The 21,956-nt window shown below is 49.5% G+C and carries 20 protein-coding genes; 14 read left to right on the forward strand and 6 right to left on the reverse strand.

All coding sequences use genetic code 11. From position 1 onward, the window contains the following. Positions 1-224: 224 nt before the first annotated feature. The 3 genes from BLP63_RS08460 to BLP63_RS08470 are packed head-to-tail and all read left to right on the forward strand — an operon-like array spanning position 225 to position 4,683. Entirely contained in the window at positions 225-680 is a 456-nt protein-coding gene (locus BLP63_RS08460) for a MarR family winged helix-turn-helix transcriptional regulator (protein ID WP_092590514.1), read from the forward strand. Continuing rightward, positions 677-2,404 (forward strand): ABC transporter ATP-binding protein, encoded by a 1,728-nt coding sequence (locus BLP63_RS08465; RefSeq protein ID WP_092590516.1) that lies wholly within the window; start codon positions 677-679, stop codon positions 2,402-2,404. Before BLP63_RS08460 ends, BLP63_RS08465 begins: the two co-directional genes overlap by 4 nt. Beyond that, the gene (locus BLP63_RS08470) at positions 2,401-4,683 is read left to right on the forward strand and encodes an ABC transporter ATP-binding protein (protein ID WP_092590518.1); all 2,283 of its coding nucleotides are present in this window, start codon (positions 2,401-2,403) and stop codon (positions 4,681-4,683) included. The genes BLP63_RS08465 and BLP63_RS08470 overlap by 4 nt, the downstream gene beginning before the upstream one ends. A gap of 139 nt (positions 4,684-4,822) precedes the next feature. On the opposite strand, the gene BLP63_RS08475 is transcribed toward BLP63_RS08470, so the two are convergent. From BLP63_RS08475 to rfbB, 4 genes are read right to left on the reverse strand one after another with little or no spacing between them, the layout of a single operon-like run. Next, positions 4,823-5,452, reverse strand: a complete 630-nt coding sequence (locus BLP63_RS08475; protein ID WP_092590520.1) for an ABC transporter ATP-binding protein — start codon at positions 5,450-5,452, stop codon at positions 4,823-4,825. Then, complete coding sequence (locus BLP63_RS08480; RefSeq protein WP_092590523.1) at positions 5,449-6,207, reverse strand: ABC transporter permease; 759 nt, start codon at positions 6,205-6,207, stop codon at positions 5,449-5,451. The genes BLP63_RS08475 and BLP63_RS08480 overlap by 4 nt, the downstream gene beginning before the upstream one ends. Continuing rightward, on the reverse strand, positions 6,197-7,288 hold the full coding sequence (locus BLP63_RS08485; RefSeq protein ID WP_092590525.1) for an ABC transporter substrate-binding protein: 1,092 nt from the start codon (positions 7,286-7,288) through the stop codon (positions 6,197-6,199). The genes BLP63_RS08480 and BLP63_RS08485 overlap by 11 nt, the downstream gene beginning before the upstream one ends. 5 nt (positions 7,289-7,293) lie before the next feature. Continuing rightward, positions 7,294-8,316 (reverse strand): dTDP-glucose 4,6-dehydratase, encoded by a 1,023-nt coding sequence (gene rfbB, locus BLP63_RS08490; RefSeq protein ID WP_092590527.1) that lies wholly within the window; start codon positions 8,314-8,316, stop codon positions 7,294-7,296. Positions 8,317-8,469: 153 nt separating this feature from the next. Between rfbB and BLP63_RS08495 the strand changes: the two genes are divergently transcribed. From BLP63_RS08495 to BLP63_RS08520, 6 genes are all read left to right on the forward strand, one after another. Next, the gene (locus BLP63_RS08495) at positions 8,470-9,279 is read left to right on the forward strand and encodes a hypothetical protein (protein ID WP_139159797.1); all 810 of its coding nucleotides are present in this window, start codon (positions 8,470-8,472) and stop codon (positions 9,277-9,279) included. Between the two features lie 111 nt (positions 9,280-9,390). Beyond that, positions 9,391-10,032, forward strand: a complete 642-nt coding sequence (locus BLP63_RS08500) for a 4Fe-4S binding protein (protein WP_092590531.1) — start codon at positions 9,391-9,393, stop codon at positions 10,030-10,032. 288 nt (positions 10,033-10,320) lie between these two features. Next, positions 10,321-11,454 carry a 2-methylaconitate cis-trans isomerase PrpF family protein gene (locus BLP63_RS08505; RefSeq protein ID WP_092590533.1) on the forward strand — a complete coding sequence of 378 codons (1,134 nt, stop codon included), beginning with the start codon at positions 10,321-10,323 and terminating at the stop codon, positions 11,452-11,454. Positions 11,455-11,473: 19 nt separating this feature from the next. Continuing rightward, a complete protein-coding gene (locus BLP63_RS08510; RefSeq protein ID WP_092590535.1) occupies positions 11,474-12,493 on the forward strand; it encodes a Bug family tripartite tricarboxylate transporter substrate binding protein in 1,020 nt (339 codons plus the stop codon). A gap of 120 nt (positions 12,494-12,613) precedes the next feature. Then, on the forward strand, positions 12,614-13,093 hold the full coding sequence (locus tag BLP63_RS08515) for a tripartite tricarboxylate transporter TctB family protein (RefSeq protein WP_092590537.1): 480 nt from the start codon (positions 12,614-12,616) through the stop codon (positions 13,091-13,093). Between the two features lie 26 nt (positions 13,094-13,119). Then, positions 13,120-14,610, forward strand: a complete 1,491-nt coding sequence (locus BLP63_RS08520; protein ID WP_242870854.1) for a tripartite tricarboxylate transporter permease — start codon at positions 13,120-13,122, stop codon at positions 14,608-14,610. A 59-nt stretch (positions 14,611-14,669) separates the two neighbouring features. On the opposite strand, the gene BLP63_RS08525 is transcribed toward BLP63_RS08520, so the two are convergent. Together BLP63_RS08525 and BLP63_RS08530 are read right to left on the reverse strand one after the other, a co-directional pair. Continuing rightward, on the reverse strand, positions 14,670-15,599 hold the full coding sequence (locus BLP63_RS08525) for a LysR family transcriptional regulator (RefSeq protein ID WP_092590541.1): 930 nt from the start codon (positions 15,597-15,599) through the stop codon (positions 14,670-14,672). Positions 15,600-15,696: 97 nt separating this feature from the next. After that, positions 15,697-16,575 carry a LysR family transcriptional regulator gene (locus BLP63_RS08530; protein ID WP_092590543.1) on the reverse strand — a complete coding sequence of 293 codons (879 nt, stop codon included), beginning with the start codon at positions 16,573-16,575 and terminating at the stop codon, positions 15,697-15,699. 136 nt (positions 16,576-16,711) lie between these two features. Between BLP63_RS08530 and citD the strand changes: the two genes are divergently transcribed. The 5 genes from citD (at position 16,712) to citC (ending at position 21,865) form a co-directional block, all read left to right on the forward strand. Continuing rightward, positions 16,712-16,999, forward strand: coding sequence for a citrate lyase acyl carrier protein (citD, locus tag BLP63_RS08535; protein ID WP_092590545.1), 288 nt, complete (start codon positions 16,712-16,714; stop codon positions 16,997-16,999). Position 17,000: 1 nt separating this feature from the next. After that, on the forward strand, positions 17,001-17,894 hold the full coding sequence (gene citE / locus BLP63_RS08540) for a citrate (pro-3S)-lyase subunit beta (RefSeq protein WP_092590547.1): 894 nt from the start codon (positions 17,001-17,003) through the stop codon (positions 17,892-17,894). 14 nt (positions 17,895-17,908) lie between these two features. Further along, the gene (citF, locus tag BLP63_RS08545; protein ID WP_092590549.1) at positions 17,909-19,459 is read left to right on the forward strand and encodes a citrate lyase subunit alpha; all 1,551 of its coding nucleotides are present in this window, start codon (positions 17,909-17,911) and stop codon (positions 19,457-19,459) included. Between the two features lie 284 nt (positions 19,460-19,743). Continuing rightward, complete coding sequence (locus BLP63_RS08550; protein WP_092590551.1) at positions 19,744-20,790, forward strand: AbrB family transcriptional regulator; 1,047 nt, start codon at positions 19,744-19,746, stop codon at positions 20,788-20,790. Positions 20,791-20,794: 4 nt separating this feature from the next. Further along, positions 20,795-21,865 carry a [citrate (pro-3S)-lyase] ligase gene (gene citC, locus BLP63_RS08555; protein WP_092590553.1) on the forward strand — a complete coding sequence of 357 codons (1,071 nt, stop codon included), beginning with the start codon at positions 20,795-20,797 and terminating at the stop codon, positions 21,863-21,865. Positions 21,866-21,956 lie beyond the last annotated feature (91 nt).

Below are 21,956 nucleotides of genomic sequence, written 5' to 3' on the forward strand. Positions count from 1 at the left end.
TATAACATTATATCGCTTTACTTTGGGCTTTGCCAAGTGTATATTATTTAGTGTACGAAATATTAGTGGGCGAAACATTTGGAGCATATTTCAGTACGTCGCTTTCTGATTGGAGTGACGAAACTAAAGATAAGCTGCTAAGATAGACTTTGCGGTAGGGGACAGGGACGGACCGGACTTCCGGTCCGTCCCTGTCCCCTACCAAAAAATCAGGAGGTTTCAACATGTCAGAGGCGTCAAATGAAAAAAAATATATCATTGCCAAGCTCTTTCACGAGCTGAGCATGACCGTCAAGCAGACTATGCGACGGGAGTTTGAAAGCCTGGGACTCACCATGCCCCAGTCCATGGTCATAGGCATGCTGATCAAGCGGGGCACCATGAAGGTCAGCGAGCTCAGTGAGGCCCTTGGCTTCACCAACAGCACCGTCTCCGGCATCCTGGACCGCCTTGAGAAGCAAGGCATTGTTCAGCGGGATAGGAGTCCCGAAGACCGCCGGGTAGTTTACATCTCCATTACCGATGCTTTTTTGGCAAAGCACAAGGGCTTTTCTGAGTGCCTGACCAGGAACTTTGAGAATCTCCTTCAAGGCGCAGAGGAAGAGGAGCTTAGTGCGATCCTCAAAGGGCTGACGACCTTGCAAAGTGTACTTAAATCCCAGGAGGAACGACCATTATGATAAGACTTTTCAAATATGCAAAACCCTTCAAATTCCTGGTAGCAGCTGTCGTCTTGCTGGTTTTTCTGCAAACCATGGCAGACCTCTATTTACCCACCCTGATGTCAGACATCATAGACAAAGGCGTCATGAGAGGCGACACCGGCGTCATCCTCAGCACCGGTGGCAGCATGCTGGTGGTGGCGGGCCTTGGGGGTCTCGCCGCGGTCCTGTCCAGCTTCCTGTCTGCCAAAGTAGCTGTGGGTTTTGGCAGGATCCTGCGAAATGAAGTGTTTTCCCACGTCTCCTCTTTCTCTGAAAAGGAAATTGACCAATTTGGGACGGCAACCTTGATCACCCGTTCCACAAATGATATTACACAGATTCAAAACGTCGTCATTATGATGCTGCGCATGATGATCAGCGCCCCCTTCATGGCTATAGGCGGCATTATGCTCGCCTTGTCCAAAGACAGAGCCCTGACCCTGGTCTTCGTGGTGGCTATGCCCATCCTGGCCTTGGTCATAGGCTTTATAGCCAGTAAGGGCCTGCCGCGTTTCAGAAAAATCCAGGTCAAGATTGACCGTGTTAATCTCGTGCTCCGTGAAAAGCTCACGGGGATCCGTGTCATCCGTGCCTTCAATCAGACACGGTACGAGCGCCAGCGCTTTGATGAGGCCAACCGCGACCTGACGGACAATTATATTAAAATCAACCGGATTATGGCCTTCATGATGCCCTCCATGATGCTGGTCATGAACGTTACAGCACTTGCCATCCTATGGTTTGGCATGATCCGGATCGACAGCGGCAGCATGGGCATGGGCGCCCTTGTCGCCTTTACCCAGTACTCCATGCAGATCATGTTCTCCATGGTCATGCTGTCCATGATGTTCATCATGGTGCCCCGTGCCCAGGCGGCGGCCGTCAGGGTCCTCGAGATCCTGGACGCCCAGCCGGACATCAAGGATCCGCAGAGCCCTGTGAAGACCAGCCTTAACCGGGGTTATGTGGAGTTTCGGAACGTCACCTTCCATTACGCCGGGGCAGAAGCGCCTGCAATTTCGAATGTCAGCTTTTCGGCGGGCCCTGGAGAGGTCACGGCCATTATTGGCAGTACCGGTGCAGGCAAATCGACCATTCTCAATTTGATCCCAAGATTCTACGATACCATCAGCGGCGAGGTTTTAGTCGATGGTGTAGATGTCCGCAAATGGTCCCTGGAGTCCCTCCGGCACAAAATTGGCTATGTGCCTCAAAAACCGGTTCTGTTTTCCGGCAGCATTGAAGACAATCTCCGTTATGGTCGTGAGTCAGCGAATGCATCAGACCTATCCAAAGCCGCAGAGATCGCCCAAGCCAGTGATTTCATCACTGAATTCGAAAGGGGCTATGTCCACCAGATCTCACAAGGCGGCACCAACCTTTCAGGCGGTCAGAAACAGCGACTTTCCATTGCCAGGGCTCTCGTTCGAAACCCTGAGATCTACTTGTTCGACGACAGCTTCTCCGCTCTGGACTTCAAGACGGACTCCAAACTTAGAACCGCTCTGAAGCCTGTCACAAGGGAAGCAACGGTCATTCTCGTCGCTCAGCGGGTTGGAACTGTCATTGACGCAGACCGGATCGTCGTCATGGAAGAAGGAAAAGTGGCGGGGATTGGCACTCACCAGGAGCTCCTGGCAAATTGTCCGGTCTACCGTGAAATCGTCTTATCCCAGCTTTCTGAGGAGGAAATCGCATGAGTGCGCAGAAAAACAGCACAAACGCCATGCGGGACAATGACCGACAGAATATGCCCCGTCAAGCCGCCACCCGTCCGGGCCCAGGGCCTGGTCCAGGCTTCGGCCGGCACGGTCCTGGCATGCCCGTTGAAAAAGCCAAGGACTTTAAAGGCACTTTAAGAAGACTGGTTAAATTTCTCAGTCCCCACAGAGCTAAGCTCATCATAGTCTTGATCCTTGCCATGGCCAGCACGCTCTTTACCATTGCCGCACCAAGAGTCACCGGGGAGGCCATGAACAAGCTTAAAGACGGCTACGTCGCAAAAAATCTGGTCCAGAGTATGATTCCGGTTCAGGAGGCCCTAAGCACAGAGTTTGAGGCCGAGCTTGAACAAAATACGGCCCTTAATGCAGCAGAGCGGGCACAGATCGAAGCCTTTGAAGCCCTGCCAAGCCTGGCAGAGGCAAGTGACGGCGAAGCAAAGGCGGCCATTTTGAGTCAGCTTTTCACCCTGATGCCGCAGTTGCCGCAGATGCCAACAAACCCCAGCGCTGAGATGGGCGAGCCTGACCCAGCAAATGCCCCCGCAAATGCCCCCGCAGGAAACCCTGGCGCCGCGATCACGGACTCAATGACCCCTGAGCAGCTGACGGATGCCTTGAGGGCCGTCGCGGAAACCGGTGGGCGCATTGATTTCTCAGCTATTGGCACCATTGCCGCCATCCTCCTGGCCATGTACCTGCTGAGTGCCGGCTTCAGCCTCGCCACCGGCCTGGTCATGTCCGGCGTTGCCCAGAAAACCGTCTACGACCTCAGAAAAAGGGTGGATGAAAAGCTCGAGCGCCTGCCCCTCAGCTACTTTGACAAGCGCACCCACGGCGAAATCCTGAGCCGCATGACCAACGACGTGGATACCATTTCCGGGACGTTACAGCAGAGCCTCACCCAGCTGATTACGGCGGTGGTCCAGATCCTGGGCTTCGTCATCATGATGCTGACCATCAGCCCACAGCTCACGCTCATAGTCCTCGTTACGCTGCCGCTGTATGTCTTCGCGACCCTCACTGTCACCAAGCGCTCCCAGAAGTTCTTCGCCGCCCAGCAGAAAGCCATGGGCCAGCTCAGCGGCCACGTGGAGGAAATGTACTCCGGCCACAGGATCGTCCGGGCCTTTGGTCAGGAGGCGGATTCTATCCAGAAGTTCACGGCGGTCAATACCGAGCTTTATGACGCCGGCTGGAAGGCTCAGTTCGTCTCCGGCACCCTGTACCCTGTCATGGGCTTCATCAGCAACCTGGCCTATGTTGTCATAGCCGTCGCAGGCGGCCTCTTCATGACCCGCAGCGTCCTCAATCTGGGCGACGTCATGGCCTTTATCCAGTACTCCAGGTCCTTCAACCATCCTATTGTACAGACCGCCAATATTGCCAACGTCGTCCAGTCCACCATTGCCTGCGCAGAGCGGGTCTTTGAGGTTCTGGACGAGGCGGAAGAGTTAAGCCCGGCCGGTGCTGCTGATAGTCCTGCTTCCCAACCGCAAGCCCAAACCTGCGGCGCCGTAGCTCTCGAGGACATCTCCTTTCGCTATGTGGATAGCGAGCCGCTGATCGACCACATGTCCCTAATGGTCGAACCCGGCCACACCATTGCCATAGTCGGACCCACCGGCGCCGGCAAAACCACCCTGGTCAATCTGCTGATGCGCTTCTACGAGCTGCGCGGCGGCCGCATCACCATAGACGGCCAGGATATCTCGAAAATGTCCCGTGAAGCCCTCAGGTCCCGCTTTGGCATGGTCCTGCAGGACACCTGGCTCTTCAATGGCACCATCCGCGACAACATTGCCTATGGCAGGCAGAGCGCCACGGAAGCAGAAATTGTTGAAGCCGCCCAGGCCGCCCATGCTGACCACTTCATCCGCACACTGCCGGACGGGTATGACACCATTCTCAACGAAGAGGCCAGCAATATTTCCCAGGGCCAAAAACAGCTCCTGACTATAGCCCGGGCTATTCTCTCGAATCCCGCCATCCTGATCCTCGACGAGGCCACCTCGAGCGTCGACACCCGCACGGAGCACCTGATCCAGAAAGCCATGAACCGCCTGATGGAAAACCGCACCAGCTTTGTCATTGCCCATCGCCTCTCCACCATTAGGGAAGCGGAGGCCATTCTCGTCATGAACCATGGCACCATTGTCGAGATTGGCACCCACGACGAGCTCCTTATGAAAGGCGGCTTTTACGCGGACCTCTATCAGAGCCAGTTCGCCGGCGCCATGGTGGAGGCCAGCGCGTAAAGGGCCGCCCCATACAAAAACAAAAATAAACTGCCGATGGTTCCCTGTCCCCAACCAAAATTCTTGGTGGGGGACAGGGAACCATCGGCAGTTTTGGTTGGGGACTGGGCCGGCCCAAAAAGAGGGCTGGCCCTAAAGATTAAAGGCGGATAATCCTGGTGGCCAGCCTCTGCGCCTCCTCCGGGTCGTGGGTGACGAGGATAATGGTCAGGCCGGTTCTCCGCTGAAGCTCCAGGAGAAAGTCCTGCATTTTCAGGCGCATTTCACGGTCCAGACTGCCAAAGGGCTCGTCCATCAGCAGGATTTTCGAGTGGCAGACCAGCGCCCGGGCAATGCCGACCCGCTGCTTCATGCCACCGGAAAGGGCTCCGGGCTTTTTGTGGCGGTGCTCGCTGAGGGCCACGGTTTCCAGCACCTCATTAAGCGCGGCTTCCGTCAGTCCTTTAGCCACCAGCCGGATGTTGCCCTCCACTGTCTTCCAGGGCAGGAGGGTGTCGAACTCCTGAAAGACAAAGGGTAAGGGCACGCTGATGCCCTCAAAGAGCGCCGGGTGGTAGAGCATCTCGCCCCCGTCGTAAGGCTCCAGCTGTCCAATCACGTTGAGCAGTGTGCTCTTTCCGGCGCCGCTGGGGCCCATGAGGACGAGGATTTCATTTTCGTAAACCTCCAGGTTGAAATCCTCAAAGAGGACTTCAGCGCCAAAGGCTTTTTTCATGTGCTTGATTTTGATCCAGGTTTTGTTTTTCTCCTGGTGGACTGTGTTGTTCATGAGGCTTCACCAGCCTTTTCAGGACGGAAAATCCAGGATTCGAAAAGGATCCCGCAGAGGGCAATGGCGGCGAGGCCCGAATAGAGGCCCGGCGTGTCCATGTACATGCGGCGTTCATAGATCAGCCAGCCCAAGCCGGACTGGCTGCCGGTGATGCCAAAAATCATCTCGACGCTGATCAGTGCCCGCCAGCCCCGGCTCCAGGCCACACCAAGGCTGCTCTTCAGGTCCTCGGCGGCCCCGAGGCAGTAGACGTGCCAGAAACGCGTCCACAGTGAGAGCTTGTAGGCCCGCTCAAAGCGGCTAAAACGGCGGATAAGCTTCTCCACGGCCAGGCTCAGCTGGGTCCAGAGGGGCCAAAGGGTCGCGTGAACCATAATCACCAGCATGGAGGTCCTGGAGAGGCCGAACCATAAAATGACCAGCGGTAAGATGGCAACCCCGGGTATGGGTGCGGCTACAGCGCGAAGGACTTCCACTGCGGCAGAGACAGGCGGCAGGGCTCTTGTCAGTATCAGCAGGAATATTGTCAAAAGGAGGCTGACTAACATAGCCAGCCAGATAATGCCTATGCTGTAGAGGGTCTTCGTCAGAAGTGAAGCCTCAAGAACCAGCGCCACAAAGCGTTTGCCTATAGTGCCAAGCCCCGGAAACAGAAGCTCCGAAAAAGGACCATACATGGCCGTCAGCTCCCAGGCGACGAGAAAGAGAAGGACGGTGATGAGCTTATAAAGTCGTTCGGGCTTAGTTTTCATATTCTTTTGAGCTCCAGAAGAAATCCTTCATGTTCTCTGAGGTCCGGATCACGCCGGTTCGGCTCATAAAGTCGTGAAAGACTTCAAGGCCCTGAACCTGTTTGTCAAACCGCAGCTGCGGGTTAGACAGGTAAAGCCTTAAGTCCGCTTCAGAATAATCGTAAGCTTTGCTTAAAATGGCAATGGCTTCCTCAGGGGTTTCATTCATAAAGGTGATAGCCCCAGACAAAGCCTCTTCAAAAGCCTCATAAAGGGGTGTATTGTCGTAGACCCGCTGCGGGCAGATGCCGACAATAAAGGTAAAGGGGCCATTCATGATCGCTTCGCCGTCAATGAGGACTTTGTAGCCTTCTTGAGCCAGCTCCTGCTCAAGATAAGGCGGTGAAGTGAAATGCAGCTGAGTATTCGGACCGTTCATCATGGCCATCATGGCATCCGGGTGGGACATGGCCATGAGCTGGTTGTCAAAGGCTTTCGGATCCTTGAGGGTCTTTTCAGCATACATGGAAAGCAAAATGTGCTGGACGCTGCCGGGCTGGGGCAGGAGGATTCTATGCGCTGAGGTCAGATCGCGCAGGTCGTAGAGCTCCGGGTCTTTGGTCACCAGCGCCATGGGGCTTTCCGAAAGTCCGGTGATGATCCGCCAGTCCATGCCCCTGTCTTTGCCTATAAGGAACGGTGGGATGGCCACGAAGCCAATGTCCAGGTCCCCGGAGACCATGGCCTCGCGGATGGCGGCGGTGTTGCCAAGACGCTTGTACTCTACCGTGACATCCGCGAGGCCACGTTTGGCCAGGGCGCTTGAAAGCAGGTCCGTTGCCTTTAGGATCTCTACAGGTGCGTAGGCCAACCCAAATTGGTCAGCGATCACTAGTTTATTCGGGGACTGGGCCGGACCAGAATTTGCGGGTTTTTCAGCGTTGTTCTGATCAGCGGCGCATCCGGTCAGCAGTAGCGGTGACAGCACGGTGAGGAGGATGAGGAAGACTATTGGCAGCAAGTTTTTAGTGTGCAGATCCATACTATGGCGCTGCATCTTGTCAGCTTTTTTGGACTTGGCAGTTTGAATTCGTGAAAGCATGCGGGTTAGTCCTTTCTAAGATCAAATGCGTTCGCGTTACTGAATTTCTCGCTATGCCACAGGACAGTTTCCAGAAGGCCTTGTTCAAAGGGGATACAAGGGAACCAGCCAAGGCATCGCTTAATTTTCGAATCGTCGACAGCGTACCTCCGGTCGTGACCGGGGCGGTCCGCGACATGGCGGATCAGGTCCTGTGGACGCTGACAAAGCTTAAGAATCTGCCGGACCACCTCGAGGTTAGTCTTTTCGCAGCCGCCGCTTATGTTGTAGATCTCACCGGGCAACCCTTCAAATAAAATGGCGTCCAGGGCGCGGCAATGGTCTGAGACGTGGATCCAGTCGCGCAGATGGAGTCCGTCGCCATAGAGGGGCAGCGGCTCTCTCCGTAGGGCCTTTTCGATCATTAGCGGAACCAGTTTTTCCGGATACTGACCGGGGCCGTAATTGTTGGTGCACCTGGAAAGGTTGACGGGCAGCCCGTAGGTCTGGGCATAGGCCAGGACGACGAGATCCCCTGCGGCTTTGGAGGCGGCATAGGGGTTGCTGGGCCGCAGCGGCGCTTCTTCAGAACGCTTCTCAGGCGCTTCAATGCTGCCGTAGACCTCGTCCGTTGAAATCTGCAGAAACTTGACGCCATCTCTATAGACTCTGCAGTTTGGATCTGCGGGGTTTGTTTTCCAGTAATTCTTGGCGGTGTCCAGCAGCACCTGGGTCCCAATGACGTTCGTAGTCATGAAGACGTCCGGCTCGGTCACGCTTCGATCGACGTGAGACTCTGCCGCGAAGTTGACGACCTGGCTAATATCATAATCCTTGAAAAGCGCGCTCATGGCTTCGCGGTTTCGTATATCCTCCTGGACGAAGGTATAGCCTGGGTGGGCGCTGATATGAGCGAGATTTTCCTGGGATCCGGCATAGGTCAGCAGATCTGCGTTCAGAATCTGGATTTTGGGGTATTTCTTAAGCATCATGGCAATAAAATGACTGCCTATAAAGCCGGCGCCGCCGGTGACCAATAATGTTGTCATGGGATGAGGCTCCTGTCTGCTTTGATGTGGTAATGGATGTTTTGTCTTGGCTGATTTAAGTATACAGTATTTTGCCTCCGGACAGGAAGGATGAAGTCGTCATCACAACAAAAAATGCTGACTGCCGATGGTCACATGAAAGGAGCCAAGATCATGCACCTCCATCCTAATCTCCGCCGCAGCTCCAGACTTCTGGTTCTCGGTCTCAGTCTCCTTCTCCTGGTCCTGTTATTGACGATCGCCGCTGCGGGCATCAGGGCACGCGTGATCATGAAAGTTTCTTCCTGGCAGCAGTACGCTGAGAGCCCCCTTAAGGAACTGGGTGTTCGGATTGACCTGCCGACCGGTCAGGGCTGGTTTGACGACCTTTTGTTCTACCATGACGCAAGTGGCTTAAAGTCCGAGACAGGGGTGCCGCTGGACCTGTCGATCTACTACAATTTTGGCGCGTTTGAAAAAGGTCGTTCATTGGTTTATACGCCTGGAAGCGGTTATTATGGGTCGTTTTACGGCGCTTATATTGTTACAGGCCCAGCTTTGCCCGCGCTGGACGCAAGATTTGTAGAGCGCGTGGCTGCCTATGACTATGAGACGCTGATTCTGAGGGCACTCGGACACCCGAGTCCTTTTGGAACCTTTGAGGTGCTTGAGGCTGAAGTGGCGCCTGTCGAGCTGCTTATGGACATTGCTGACTGGACCCGTTATGAGGTGCAGATTCAAGTGCCTGGGGTCGCACACATTAAAACTCAGTGGCGCCTCCACTACTGGCAGTTTGGAACCCCGCCGCCGCTGAGGGATTTGGAACCCTTTGAGCGTGCTGAGCTTCACGGGCGCCTTTATGTAAAAAGCTTTGAAGCAGAAGACATGCGGATCATAGTCTACATGCTTTGTGAATCCCCAGAAGTTTTGGAACGGCTTGACGAGAGGATTCGATCAGAAGGGCGGCTTCAGATTAAGCCATAGCAGAGGTTGAAAACAAAAAATCATTTTTAGAGTGTGACATAGGGCACACTTGTTTGAACCAGCCTTCCCTTATAATAAATCAAGACAGTGTAATCTGAGGAGGGCTTTATCTTGAAAACATTACGTATGATCATTCAGTATTTATTTTTGGCGGCCTTCGCCTTTTTAGTCAGTCAGGGGAAGATGACACTGTGGCTTGGCGTTTTCGCCGTGGGTCTGGTGCTGTCTTTTGTATTTGGGCGTGGCTACTGCGGCTATGTTTGTCCTATGAATGCGGTCATGAGGCCGGCCCAGTGGATTTCAAAAAAGCTGGGTCTTCAGCGCACCCAAGCACCAAAATGGCTTGGAAGCAAAATTTTCCCCTGGGCATTCATCATCCTGACTTTGGGGCTCATGCTGGGCGGCAAGCGCGTCCTTCATGTACAGCTGCCGGTCCTTGCAGTTCTACTTGGCATAGCCTTTGTGATGACGCTCTTTTACAAGCCAGAGATATTTCATAACCGTGTGTGTCCTTTTGGCGCAGTACTGAGCTTGACCGGCCGCTATGCGTTCAATAGTGAGGGTGTCGACGCGGATGCCTGCATTGGCTGTAAGCTCTGCGAAAAAGCATGTACTACACAAGCTATTCAGGTTGAACCAGGGACTAAAAAGGCTATCGTCACCCCGGCACTGTGTCATCAATGCAGAGCATGTGAAGACGTATGTCCAAAGGATGCGATCCACTATGGGCGGGCTGTCAAAGTATATTCGTAAAGTCGGTGTGTTGGTTGGGGACTGGGCCCGACCGAATGTCTGGTCGGGGACTGGGCCGCACCGAATGAATTTGAAATATTAAAGGGAGCTTCTATTATCAGAAGGCTCTCTTTTTATGTTTAATAAGCATAGCTTACATACATTATAGGCATTGGTAATTGTAATGCGATATCAATATAATTCAATTAAGAAAAATAGTCGAAATATTTCAAAAACAGAAATAGATTTGATTATATGTCATTGAACATTACATTCATGTATAAAATTTTGAATAGTGAGGTGATTTGAATGCAAAAGGAAATACCTTGTGTCATATTTCGGGGTGGCACAAGTAAAGGTGTATTTTTTCAAGAAGAACTCATTCCACCTCCTGGGGCAGAAAGAGATGCGCTTCTGCTCAAAGTCATGGGCAGTCCCGATTTGCGTCAAATAGACGGTTTGGGAGGTGCCACATCAACAACAAGCAAAGTAGCGATCATTAAATCATCAGAGCATGAAGGCGCGGATGTAGATTATACGTTTGCTCAAGTATCCATAGATAAGCCGATTGTTGATTATAAAGCCAACTGCGGCAACATTTCAGCGGCTGTTGGGCCTTATGCAATCGAAATGGGGTTTGTTGAGCCACAGGAAAATGAGACAGTCGTCAGGATCTACAATACCAACACAAAGAAAATTATCTACTCCTATGTAAAAACGCCAAAAAGAGAAGTTGCCTACGAAGGAGACTTTATAATTGCTGGTGTTCCAGGCACGGCTTCGCCAGTAATACTGAAATTTAATAATCCAAGTGGATCTGTAACTGGAGCTTTGCTGCCAACTGGCAATGTTGTAGATGCTATCGAAATTGAAGGATTAGGAACAATAGAAATCTCCATTGTAGATGTAGCAAATCCCTTGGTTTTCGTAAAGGCAGAAGATATAGGCCTTGAAGGGACGGAACTGCCTGACTACATAGACAGCAACCAAGACATGTTAAGAATTTTGGAACAAATAAGAGGAAAAGCAGCGGTCGTTTTAGGCTTTGTAGATTCTTGGCAGGATGCCGCAGCAAAGTCACCAGCAGTTCCCAAAATGACGGTGGTCACCTCTCCAAAGACGTGCAAAACGGTTAATGGGGAAGTGATTCAATCAGACCAGGCAGATTTATGCGGCAGAATGATGTCCATGCAAAAAACCCATAAAACCTATGCACTGACAGGGGCATTATGTACTGCATCAGCAGCAATAATTCCAGGTTCAGTCGTGAATAAAGTTATCAGGGGTTCTTTTGACCCAGAAAAAATCAGATTATTTCATCCAGGTGGTATAATGCAAGTTGGAGTAGAAAAAAAGCATTCAAATGATGACAATTTTGATGTTGTATCCGCTTGGGGTTACAGGACTGCAAGGTTAATTATGAAAGGCGTAGTATACTATTAAAAATTAGGGAGGATTTGAAATGATGAAAAAGAAATGGCTGTCACTCGCGCTCAGCGCAATTGTATTACTTTCATTTGCAGCATGTGGACAAGAGGCTCCAAGTTCAAGTGAACCAGCAGAACAGACAGTAAAAACAGATTTTCCAAAACGTCCGGTTGAAATGGTCATACCATTTGGTGCTGGCGGAGCCAGCGATATCTTCGCAAGACAATATGCTCAAATTGCCGAAAAGTATTTAGGTAAACCAATCACTGCTGTAAACAAGGGCGGTGCAGGTACGATTGAAGGTATGTCATATGCGCATGCCGCGCCAGCAGATGGTTACACAATTCTTGAGATCACCCCTTCGTTACTTATAGTTGAGGCCCAAGGGAAATCGGATATCAAGTTCCGGGAGGAATTCGAGCCGCTGTTGAAGGTTCAATCAGACGTAGTCGCTTTTGGTGTCTCCTCTAAAAGTGAATTCCAAACGATTGATGAACTCTTGGAATTTGCTAAAGCTAATCCAAAAATTCTAAAAATTGGCGGGCTTTCACCAGGTGGCCTTGATGACTATATCGCAAACGGCTTTGCACTTGAAGCTGGCATTGAATGGACTTATGTACCGTATAAATCTGGTTCTGAGTTAAAAGCTGCGGTGCTTGGCGGTGAGCTTGATGTCTACCAGGATAAGTTGATTTCATTTCTTCCTTTGGTTGAGTCCGGCGACATCCGTCCATTGGTTGTATTGAATGATACAAAGCTGGAGATGGTCCCTGCTTTAAAAGATGTGCCTTCTTCAGTAGAAAAAGGGATAGACTTTGTTCAAGGATCTTGGCGTGGATTTGCGATTAAAAAAGGTGTACCTGAAGAAGTTAAGGCGATCTTGATTGACGTCCTTCAGAAGTCATATGACGACGAAGCGTATAAAGCCATGGAAGAACAGGAAATGACTAATGTGCGCCCAGGATACATGAAAGCTGAAGACTATGGGAAGTCCTGGGATGAGGAATATGAAGGTTACGTTGAAGTATTCAAAGCAATGGGTATCATTCAATAATGTCTAAATAGCCCCTTTAACACACCACACTGGCTCGTCCGTTAAACTAGTGTGGTGTGATTTTACAAACGAGAAATGCTTTAGTTTTAAACCGCTTTAATTAAGGAGGCGATATGCGATATGGAAATAATCTTTAACGTTATTATAGCGATCTTTATGATAGCCTATTTATTCTTGGCAGCCCAGTTTAATGTAACAACGGTGACCGGTGACATTGTTGGTGCTGGTGGTTATCCTAAAGTGCTGGCAATATTGGGACTCTTACTGCTTCTTATCATTTCTTTCAATGTCATGAAAAACAAAAACACAATAAGGATCCCTATGCTCGACTTAAAGTCGAAGGATGGGAAAGCTGTCCTTCTAAATGTTGTAATGCTTACGGGCTATTTAATCATGATGAATACTATTGGATTTCTGCTCTCGACGCCACTGTATCTTTTTGGCAGCACAAGATTAATGGGTTACAAAAAATATGTACCATTATTGATTTATACAGCAATTTTAAGCACGGTTCTTGTAGTGATCTTTGGAAAAGTATTTTATGTACCACTTCCAAGAGGTATTGGGATTTTCAGAGAACTTAGCTATAGTTTCTACTAAAAGAGAGGTGAAGACAATTGGATATTATGATTCAATCCGTAGTCGAAGTGATGCAGCCCTTAAATCTAATTTTGGTAATAATTGGGACAATTTTTGGAATGGTGTGCGGTTCTCTCCCAGGTCTAAGTTCCTCAATGGCGATCATACTCGTGCTTCCTTTTACATATTCAATGGAACCTGTTACAGGCATTCTGCTGCTTATTGCAGTTTATGTTGGCGGTGCATGTGGAGGGTCAATCTCAGCCATTCTGCTCAAAACGCCGGGAACGCCTGAAGCCGTAGCGACAACTTTTGATGGATACCCTATGGCAATGAAAGGTGACGCAGGTCTGGCACTTGGACTAGCCGTTTCAGCATCATCGTTTGGAACCATTTTTTCTGCCTTTGTAATGTTGTTTACCGCCCCTTTGCTTGCGGTGCTTGCACTCAAATTCCAAAGTGCCGAATATTTTGCCCTGGGTCTTGTGGGTTTAAGCTGTATCACAAGCCTTGGAGCGAAAAATCAATTAAAAGCTATTGTTTCTGTTATCTTGGGACTTATGTTTGCCACCATTGGTATTGACCCAATCAATGGTGCTGAGCGGTTCACTTTTGGAGAACCGTTTTTAATGAATGGGATCAATTATATTGCTGTAATGATTGGTGCTTTTGCAGTTGCTGAAGTCTATAAGAATGTGGAAGAATTGTCGCATAGGGATACTTCAACAATAACAAACGCAAAAGTTTCGTTGGTTCTAATGAAATTTAAAGACATGTTAAAAATGTGGTCAACCTTTTTGAAGTCTTCAATCATAGGTACCATCATTGGAATAATTCCAGCTGCCGGCGGTTCCATAGCATCTCTTATTGCCTATGGTGAAGCTGTCCGGTCCAGCAAAGAACCTGAAGAATTCGGCAAAGGGAAGCCTGAAGGGATCATAGCACCTGAAGCTTCAAATAACGCTGCTGTCGGTGGGAGTATGGTACCTACCATGGTTCTGGGCATACCAGGCAGTCCAACCGCCGCTGTCATTATGGCTGCATTTATGATTTTGGGACTTCGACCAGGCCCGCTTTTAATTAGAGATCAGCCGCTTTTGTTAAATTCAATCTTCATTGGTCTAATAATCGCCTCAATTCTACTTTTTGTTGGTGGGCGTTTTGTAACGAGGGAGTTTGCAAGAATTTTAAAGCTGCCTTACCCTATGCTTGGCACTTTAATAGTAGCGCTTGGCGTTGTGGGCGCTTACTCACTGCAGAATAGCTTCTATGACGTCGTGATCATGTTTGCATTTGGTTTTGTAGGCTACTTCTTTCACAAGTTTCAATACTCAAGCTCCGCATTTATTTTGGGCTTGATCTTGGGTGGGATTATTGAAAATTCCTTGAGAAAGCAGATTGTCATTGGCAATGGCACATGGACCGGTTTCCTGAACAGACCTTTGGCTTTGCTGATTCTTGCCATTGCGTTAATTACATTTATGTCACCTCTGATTACCAATTTGAGAAGAAAAGCAAAATCAGCATTCCAAAATTGATTAAACAAAAGGGCGACCCGCATTAACACATTGAGGGTCGCCCTTAGCTTTATTGAGTTTTAAAATTGAAACAATTTTGGTAAGGTTGATTGCGCAATTTTGATGAATTCCTCAACGGATCTTGAGATGGGGATCGCTTCGGAATGGGCCACAATGAGTTGCCAGGTTGGCTTATGCTGCTCATCAATGAAGTAATAGTTGGGTGCGAATTCAGACCTGAAGAATTCACAATAGCTTTGAGGAATGAGCGAGACGCCCAAATTGTTTTTAACAAATCTTGAGGCTGTTTGAATACTCTTTGTTATAAACGCAACGTTAGGTGAAAAACCTGCCGATTTCAAAATCCTGTCTGATACTTGTCGTGTTCTTTGGCTGCTGTGCGTTAAAATAAACGGGTATTCACGAAGTGAATTCAAGTCAAGGTAATATTGTTCATCTTTTTGGCTTTTTACAGCGAAGCTGTTAATAGGATCATTAGGTGGCACTGCTAACATGAAATTTTCTTCAACTATAATAATTTGCGAAAGGCCTTGGTTGAGAACGGGGGTATGTAAGATCGCGACATCAATTTTGCCTTTAAGTAAATCTTCTTCAATATCAGTGGAAACACCTTCAACAATAGAGATCTCTATGTTGGGGAATTGTTTCTTAAATGTCGAGAGTGCAGTGGGTAATACGTAAGATCCTAAGTGGGTTGCTGTACCAATGACTAAGTGACCTGCTTTCATGTCATTAATCATGGAAAATTCAGTCTCAATACTTTTATATATTTTAAGAATTTCGTCAGCTTTTTCTATAAAACGCTCTCCTGCATAGGTGAGCTTTAACCCATCAGAGGTGCGTTTAAAAAGTGGCGCGCCCAAATCATTTTCAATTCTGTGAATGCAGCGACTCAAACTGGGTTGAGCAACAAAAAGATGTTCAGCGGCTTTGGATATGTTTCCGTATTCAGCAACTGTGATAATGTAGTGCAATTCTTTAAAATTCAAATTTATCCCTCTTTTTGATCAAATTTGGTTTAGTCATGAAAAGAGCTTCAAATAGAGGCACTTGAGTTTCTAATGAATATATCATAAAGCAATTTAATCAGCCATCATTTCTTCTGTGAGCATAGTAATCCATCACAAAATCCTTAAAGACCCGGACAACAGGAAGCATATTCGATTTTGTGCTGATATAAATATTGGTCTGACGCTTGAACTGTTCACCGTTTTGCCATTTTATTGGCTCAATAAAGCCTTTGAAATCCTGCAGACCTAAGCTTGGAATGATTGCGTAACCAACGCCGGCTTTCAGCAGCTCAATACACGTGCCGGTATTGCTGGTCTCTATTATGTTTCTGGACTCAACACTGTATCGCTCATTCCACCACTGATTGATCTGATGGTAGAGGATGGGATCCGTCACAAATTTAATTCTTGGCAGATCCGGCAGATCATTGATGAGAAAATTGTGGACCGAAGCAATGCAAATGGGCTCTGTGAACAGCTCATTTTTTTCTTCATACCATTTAAAATCTCCGCGAATGATCCCCACGTGAATTTCTTCATTATTAAGCTTGGTAAAAATATTGGAGCTGTGGCTTGAGGTAATATTGAACTTCACTTTAGGATAAAGGTCATTAAATTGTTTGATAATTTGTGGCAGCTCATACTGAGTGAAGACCAGTGAAGTCCCAAGATGTACGGTGCCCACAAGGGCTTCTGAATCTATGGCTTGAATCTCTTCTTTCATTCTCAAAATCTGCTCATACTGCTTAGAGGCAAACTCAACCAGATATTCCCCCTGAGGCGTCAAGTCTATGCCTGATTTGGACCTGAGAAACAGCGGCACCCCAAGCTCCTTTTCCAGAGCGCGGATTCTGTAGGAAAGTGCCGGCTGGGAAATGAAGAGCTTTTCTGCTGCTTTTGTAAGATTTCTTTCATGACTTAAGGTCGTCAGAAAATGAAGGTCATTTTCATTCAAGTGCTACGCACCTCCTGCTTGGATTATAAAACTTATTTATGAATTACAATAAAATATTACTATTAGTCGGGCTGAGAGTAAAGGTTTATAATAAATCTATAAAATGTCAATAATAATGTTTGAAAGGGTGGATCGAGTGGAAATCAAGAAAGCATCCACAGCGGGCACGCTTGAGTCGAGTGATATCATGATTGTGCTGGACAAGAGCAGTCAAGGTATCGAAATTGAACTCAAGAGCTCCGTACTGTATCAATTCGGTGATCAGATCAGAGCTGTGATCGAGCAGACACTGCTTGAAGCAGGCGTACATAACGCTAAAGTCGTGGCGACAGACAGAGGCGCTCTGGACTGCACTATCAGGGCAAGAGTGCTTGCGGCACTTCACCGGTCGGCTGAGTCGACAGATTATAAGTGGGGTGTATAAAATGGCAGTCATCAGAGATCGATTAAGAAGAACCATGATGTTCGTGCCAGGCAATAACCCTGGTTTGATCGCAGAGGCACATATTTACGGCGCGGATGCACTGATGTTTGACCTCGAGGACTCCGTCAAGCTGTCAGAGAAGGATTCTGCGAGATTCCTTGTTTACCAGGCGCTTAAGACAATAAATTACGGTGACATTGAGAAGGTCGTCAGGGTCAACCCCCTGAATACGCCTTATGGCAAGGCGGACATTGAAGCCATGATCTTCGCAGGTGCTGATATTATCAGGCTTCCCAAGTCGGAGACCGCTCAAGACGTCATAGACGTGGATGAGTGGATCACGGAATGTGAGAAGCGGGCAGGGCTTGAGCAGGGCACCATAGGCATGATGGCTGCCATTGAAAGCGGCCTTGGCATCCTCAACGCGCTGTCCATTGCGACGGCAAGTCCAAGACTGATTGGCATAGCCATTGGCGCAGAGGACTTTGTCACAGACCTGAAGACCACCCGTTCCACTGAAGGTTCAGAGCTCTTCACGGCGAGAAGCCTCCTGGTCTTTGCCGCCCGGGCAGCCGGTATAGCGGTGCTGGATACAGTATTCGCGGATGTCAACGACGACGAAGGCTTCAGACGGGAAGTCCAGACCATCAAACAGCTGGGCTTTGACGGCAAATCCGTCATCAATCCAAGACAGATTGGTCCTGTCGTTGAAATATTCACACCGACAGCCAAGGAAATCGATCACGCCGAGCGGGTCATTGAGGCGCTTAAAGAGGCCGAAGCAAAAGGCCTGGGGGTCATCAGCCTCGACGGTAAGATGATTGACAAACCCGTTGTCGACAGAGCTGAACGCGTCCTGAAAATGGCAGAAGCCGCGGGCGTCATCAAACGCTAGGAGGAGGGTCCACGTTGAACAAAAATATCCTGGGCGTTGAAGTGCCCGAATCCATAAACGGCCTTGGGAGCCTGAGGCCTTTCGACGGAAAGCGCTTCAGCGGCACCGAGCACGAGCAGGCCAAAATCAAAAATCCAGAGCTGCCAGAAAGCAAAATCGTCAAAGACCTCATCACCGCCATCCAGCTGTCCGGCCTTAAAGACGGCATGACAATCTCCTTCCACCATCACTTCAGGAATGGTGATTACATTGTCAACCTGGTCCTCGAGGCGGCAGCGGCGCTGGGCATCAAGAATCTGACCGTCGCAGCCAGTTCCCTCACAGACATTCACACGCCGATGGTCGATCACATAAAAAACGGCGTCGTCTACCGCATTGAAACCAGCGGACTCCGGGGCGAGCTGGCCAACCAGATTTCTCATGGTCTCATGGAGGTACCTATTGTCTTCAGATCCCATGGTGGCCGTGCTTATTCCATTGCTTCCGGTGAACTTAAAATAGATGTGGCTTTCCTGGGCGTCCCTTCAACGGACCTCTACGGAAACGCCAATGGCTTCAGCCGCGACGGCGACAACAGCTCAGCCTGCGGTGCCCTTGGTTATGCCATGGTGGATGCGAAATACGCTGAAAAAGTAATTTTGCTGTCCAACAACATTGTACCATTTCCAAACACCCCTTGCATGATCCCTCAGACAGAGGTGGATTATATTGTCGAGCTGGAGGCCATTGGTGATCCAAAGGGCATCATGTCCGGCGCGACGCGTTACAGTACAAATCCCAAGGAGCTCATGATTGCCAAGGCAGCCGCTGAGGTCATGGAAGCTTCCGGTTATTTTAAAGACGGCTTTTCTTTCCAAACGGGGACAGGCGGCTCTTCTCTGGCGGTTACGCGCTTCCTCAAGGAAAAGATGATCGCGAAAGGGATTAAAGCAAGCTTTGCCCTTGGCGGCATTACCAGCCAGATCGTCAAGCTTCACGAAGAAGGCTTTGTTAAAAAGATCCTCGACGTCCAGTGCTTTGACCTTGACGCCGTTGAAAGTACCCTGAGAAATGAATTCCACCATGTCGTCGACGCCCACTTCTACGCCGGACCAGGGATTGAAGGCGCGGCGGTGGATCAGCTGGATATGGTCGTCCTCAGTGCCTTGGAAATTGACGTCAACTTCAATGTCAATGTCCTCACCGGCTCTGACGGTGTCATCCGGGGCGCGGTTGGCGGTCACCCGGATACTTCAGCTGGCGCCAAGCTTGCCATTATTGTCGCGCCGCTGGTGAGAGGCAGAATACCAACTATTCTGGACCGGGTCAATACCATCTGTACACCGGGCATGACCGTAGACGTTCTGGTCACAGAGCAGGGGATCGCTGTCAATCCTGCCCGTCAGGACCTCATTGAGCGGTTGGCGGCTGCGGGCATTAAGATGGAAACCATCGAAGGTCTTAAGGCAAAAGCGGAAAAGATCGTGGGTCATCCTAATCCTATTGAGTATGGCGAAAAGGTGGTAGGCGTCGTCACTTACAGAGACGGCACCGTCATCGATTTGATCCATGAAGTGTCAAGATAATCTCCTGCAGCGGTCAAAGCGCATTAGAAGCTCTCGACCGTCAGCGCCAGACATATAATAAAAACTTTTGTGGGGCAACATTTTGTTGCCCCACTTCTGTAAATTTTTTGGAGCCAAGAAAAGGATCGCGGTTGAAAGAGATTATTCTTTTCATTCGGGATGTGTTAAAATATAAATGTTTATAATGCGTTTTTTATTTTTATGAAGTTTCGACAGCACAAAACCCCGCTTTTCACGGCTTACGCACCTGCGCCAGCCTGAAAGACGCTGACCGAGGTGCGCGAATGATTAATCTGATTATAACTTTGCTGGTTGGCGGAGCAGCAGGCTTCGCTTTGTATAAATTAAAATTTCCAGGTGGCATGATTGTAGGCAGTATTGTTGGGGTTTCTTTGCTTAACATCCTGACAGGCAACGCCTATATGCCTGCGAATGCAAGACTTGCTGCGCAGGTTGTGGCAGGGGCCTTTATAGGTGTTTCTGTCAGCAAGGAGGATCTGAAGCGGTTAAAGCACATTGCCGGGCCTGCAGCGGCCATGCTCATTGGGATGCTGGCACTCAACCTGACCTCCGGTTATCTCATATATCTGCTGAGTCCCTTGGATCTCCTGACGTCGTTAATGAGCGCAGTGCCCGGGGGAATGAGCGACACCCCAATCATCAGCGCAGAGATGGGCGCGGATGCCTCAAAGGTAGCTGTGCTGCAATTTGTCAGGCTTCTGGCGGGTATTGGTCTTTTTCCATTAATGATTGGCATCATTGCAAGAAAGCACCACGAAGATACGTCCCCCGTGCCCTATATCAAACCACAGCGGGCGGCGGGTCGGCGTTTAAACGGGGAAATTCTCCTGACAATGAGCGTGGCTTTGATTTTTGGCATTATTGGCAGAGAAACGGGCATTCCCGCCGGTGCATTGCTGTTTTCGCTTCTCAGTGTGCTGACGTTAAAACTCTCAACCTCCATAGGCTGGCTGCCCAGATGGATTAAACGGCTGGCGCAGATTTTATCCGGTGCCTATATAGGCAGCAGTGTCGAATATGCGGATGTCCTTGAAATCAGATACCTGGCAGTCCCGGCCATTATCCTGGTGGTGGGCTACGTCGTTCTCTGCATTTTTCTTGGGTATTTTATACATAAGAAATTCAACATGTCCTTCAGGGAGTCCATGCTGAGTGTGACGCCAGCGGGTGCTACTGACATGGCCCTGATCGCCTCAGATTTGGGTATACAGAGCTCTGATGTGATTGTGCTTCAGATTGTCAGACTGGTTGTAGTCATTTCTGTATTTCCCCAGCTGATCAACCTGATCGTGATATTTGCCGGGAGGTGACGTTTTGTTTGAAGAGCGCAGACTGAGAAGAATCGAACAAGCAGAAGTTCTGTTGAAAAAGTGCGGCTTGAAGGAACCTGTAGGCGTTGACTATACCATGGGCGTTTTTATGGCCCCAGAGGGACGTATGGTGGCGACAGGGTCTCTGAAAGGGGACATGATTCAGGGGCTTGCGGTGGACCCGGAGGTTCAGGGCGAAGACTTGTCTGCCAAGGTGCTGACTCATCTCATCAATTATGCTATCGATCAAGGGCGGCATACCTTATACCTGTTCACAAAGCCGGAGAGCGCGCAAAAACTATCGGCAGTAGGGTTTCGGATTATTGCTGAAGCGAAACCCTTCGCATCCCTCCTTGAATGGGGCACCACAGGGATTGATCAATACGTGGCGGGACTCCAAAAGCTGGCGTCAGAAGACCCTGGCGAAGCGGCCGCGGTCGTGGTCAACTGCAATCCCTTTACCCTGGGACATCAATATTTGATTGAGACCGCAGCTTCAAGGAGTCGAAAGGTATACGTCATAGTCGTGGAAGAGGACCAGTCGGTATTTCCGTTCGAAGACCGCATTGAACTGGTGCGAAAGGGGACAGCGCACCTTGAGAATGTAGCTGTGATTCCGGGGGGTCGCTACGTCGTGTCCTCCCTGACCTTTCCGTCCTACTTTACCCGTGACAGCGAGCTGGCAACTGCCCACAGCGCTATGGATGTGACGTTGTTTGTGAAGTACATAGCGCCGGCCCTTGGCATTACAAAGCGATTTGTAGGAACGGAGCCTTATTCGGAGGTGACGGAAGCCTACAATCTGGCTATGAAAGCCATTCTGATTCCTGCTGGTGTCGAGCTGGAGGTCATAGAGCGCAAGCAGCTTATGAAAGGCGAGGAGACTCATGCCATCAGCGCCTCCAGAGTACGGCGTTATATTGCTGAGGGACGTATGGAAGAGCTCGAAGATCACGTGCCGCCAAGCACCTTTGAGTATCTCATGTCAATACGGGCATTTGATGTGATCAAGAAGCTGAGAAGCAGCGATCATACTGGGAAGGGTTATTTGGAGGATGGCAGCGACAAGCAATAAGAAGCAATAAGAAACAACAAGAAACAATAAGAAACAATAAGAAACACGAATTCTCAATATTTACGTTAACGATATGTTGCGCAGCTTCTGA

This window comes from Acidaminobacter hydrogenoformans DSM 2784, assembly GCF_900103005.1.
In the GTDB taxonomy this organism is placed as follows: domain Bacteria; phylum Bacillota; class Clostridia; order Peptostreptococcales; family Acidaminobacteraceae; genus Acidaminobacter; species Acidaminobacter hydrogenoformans.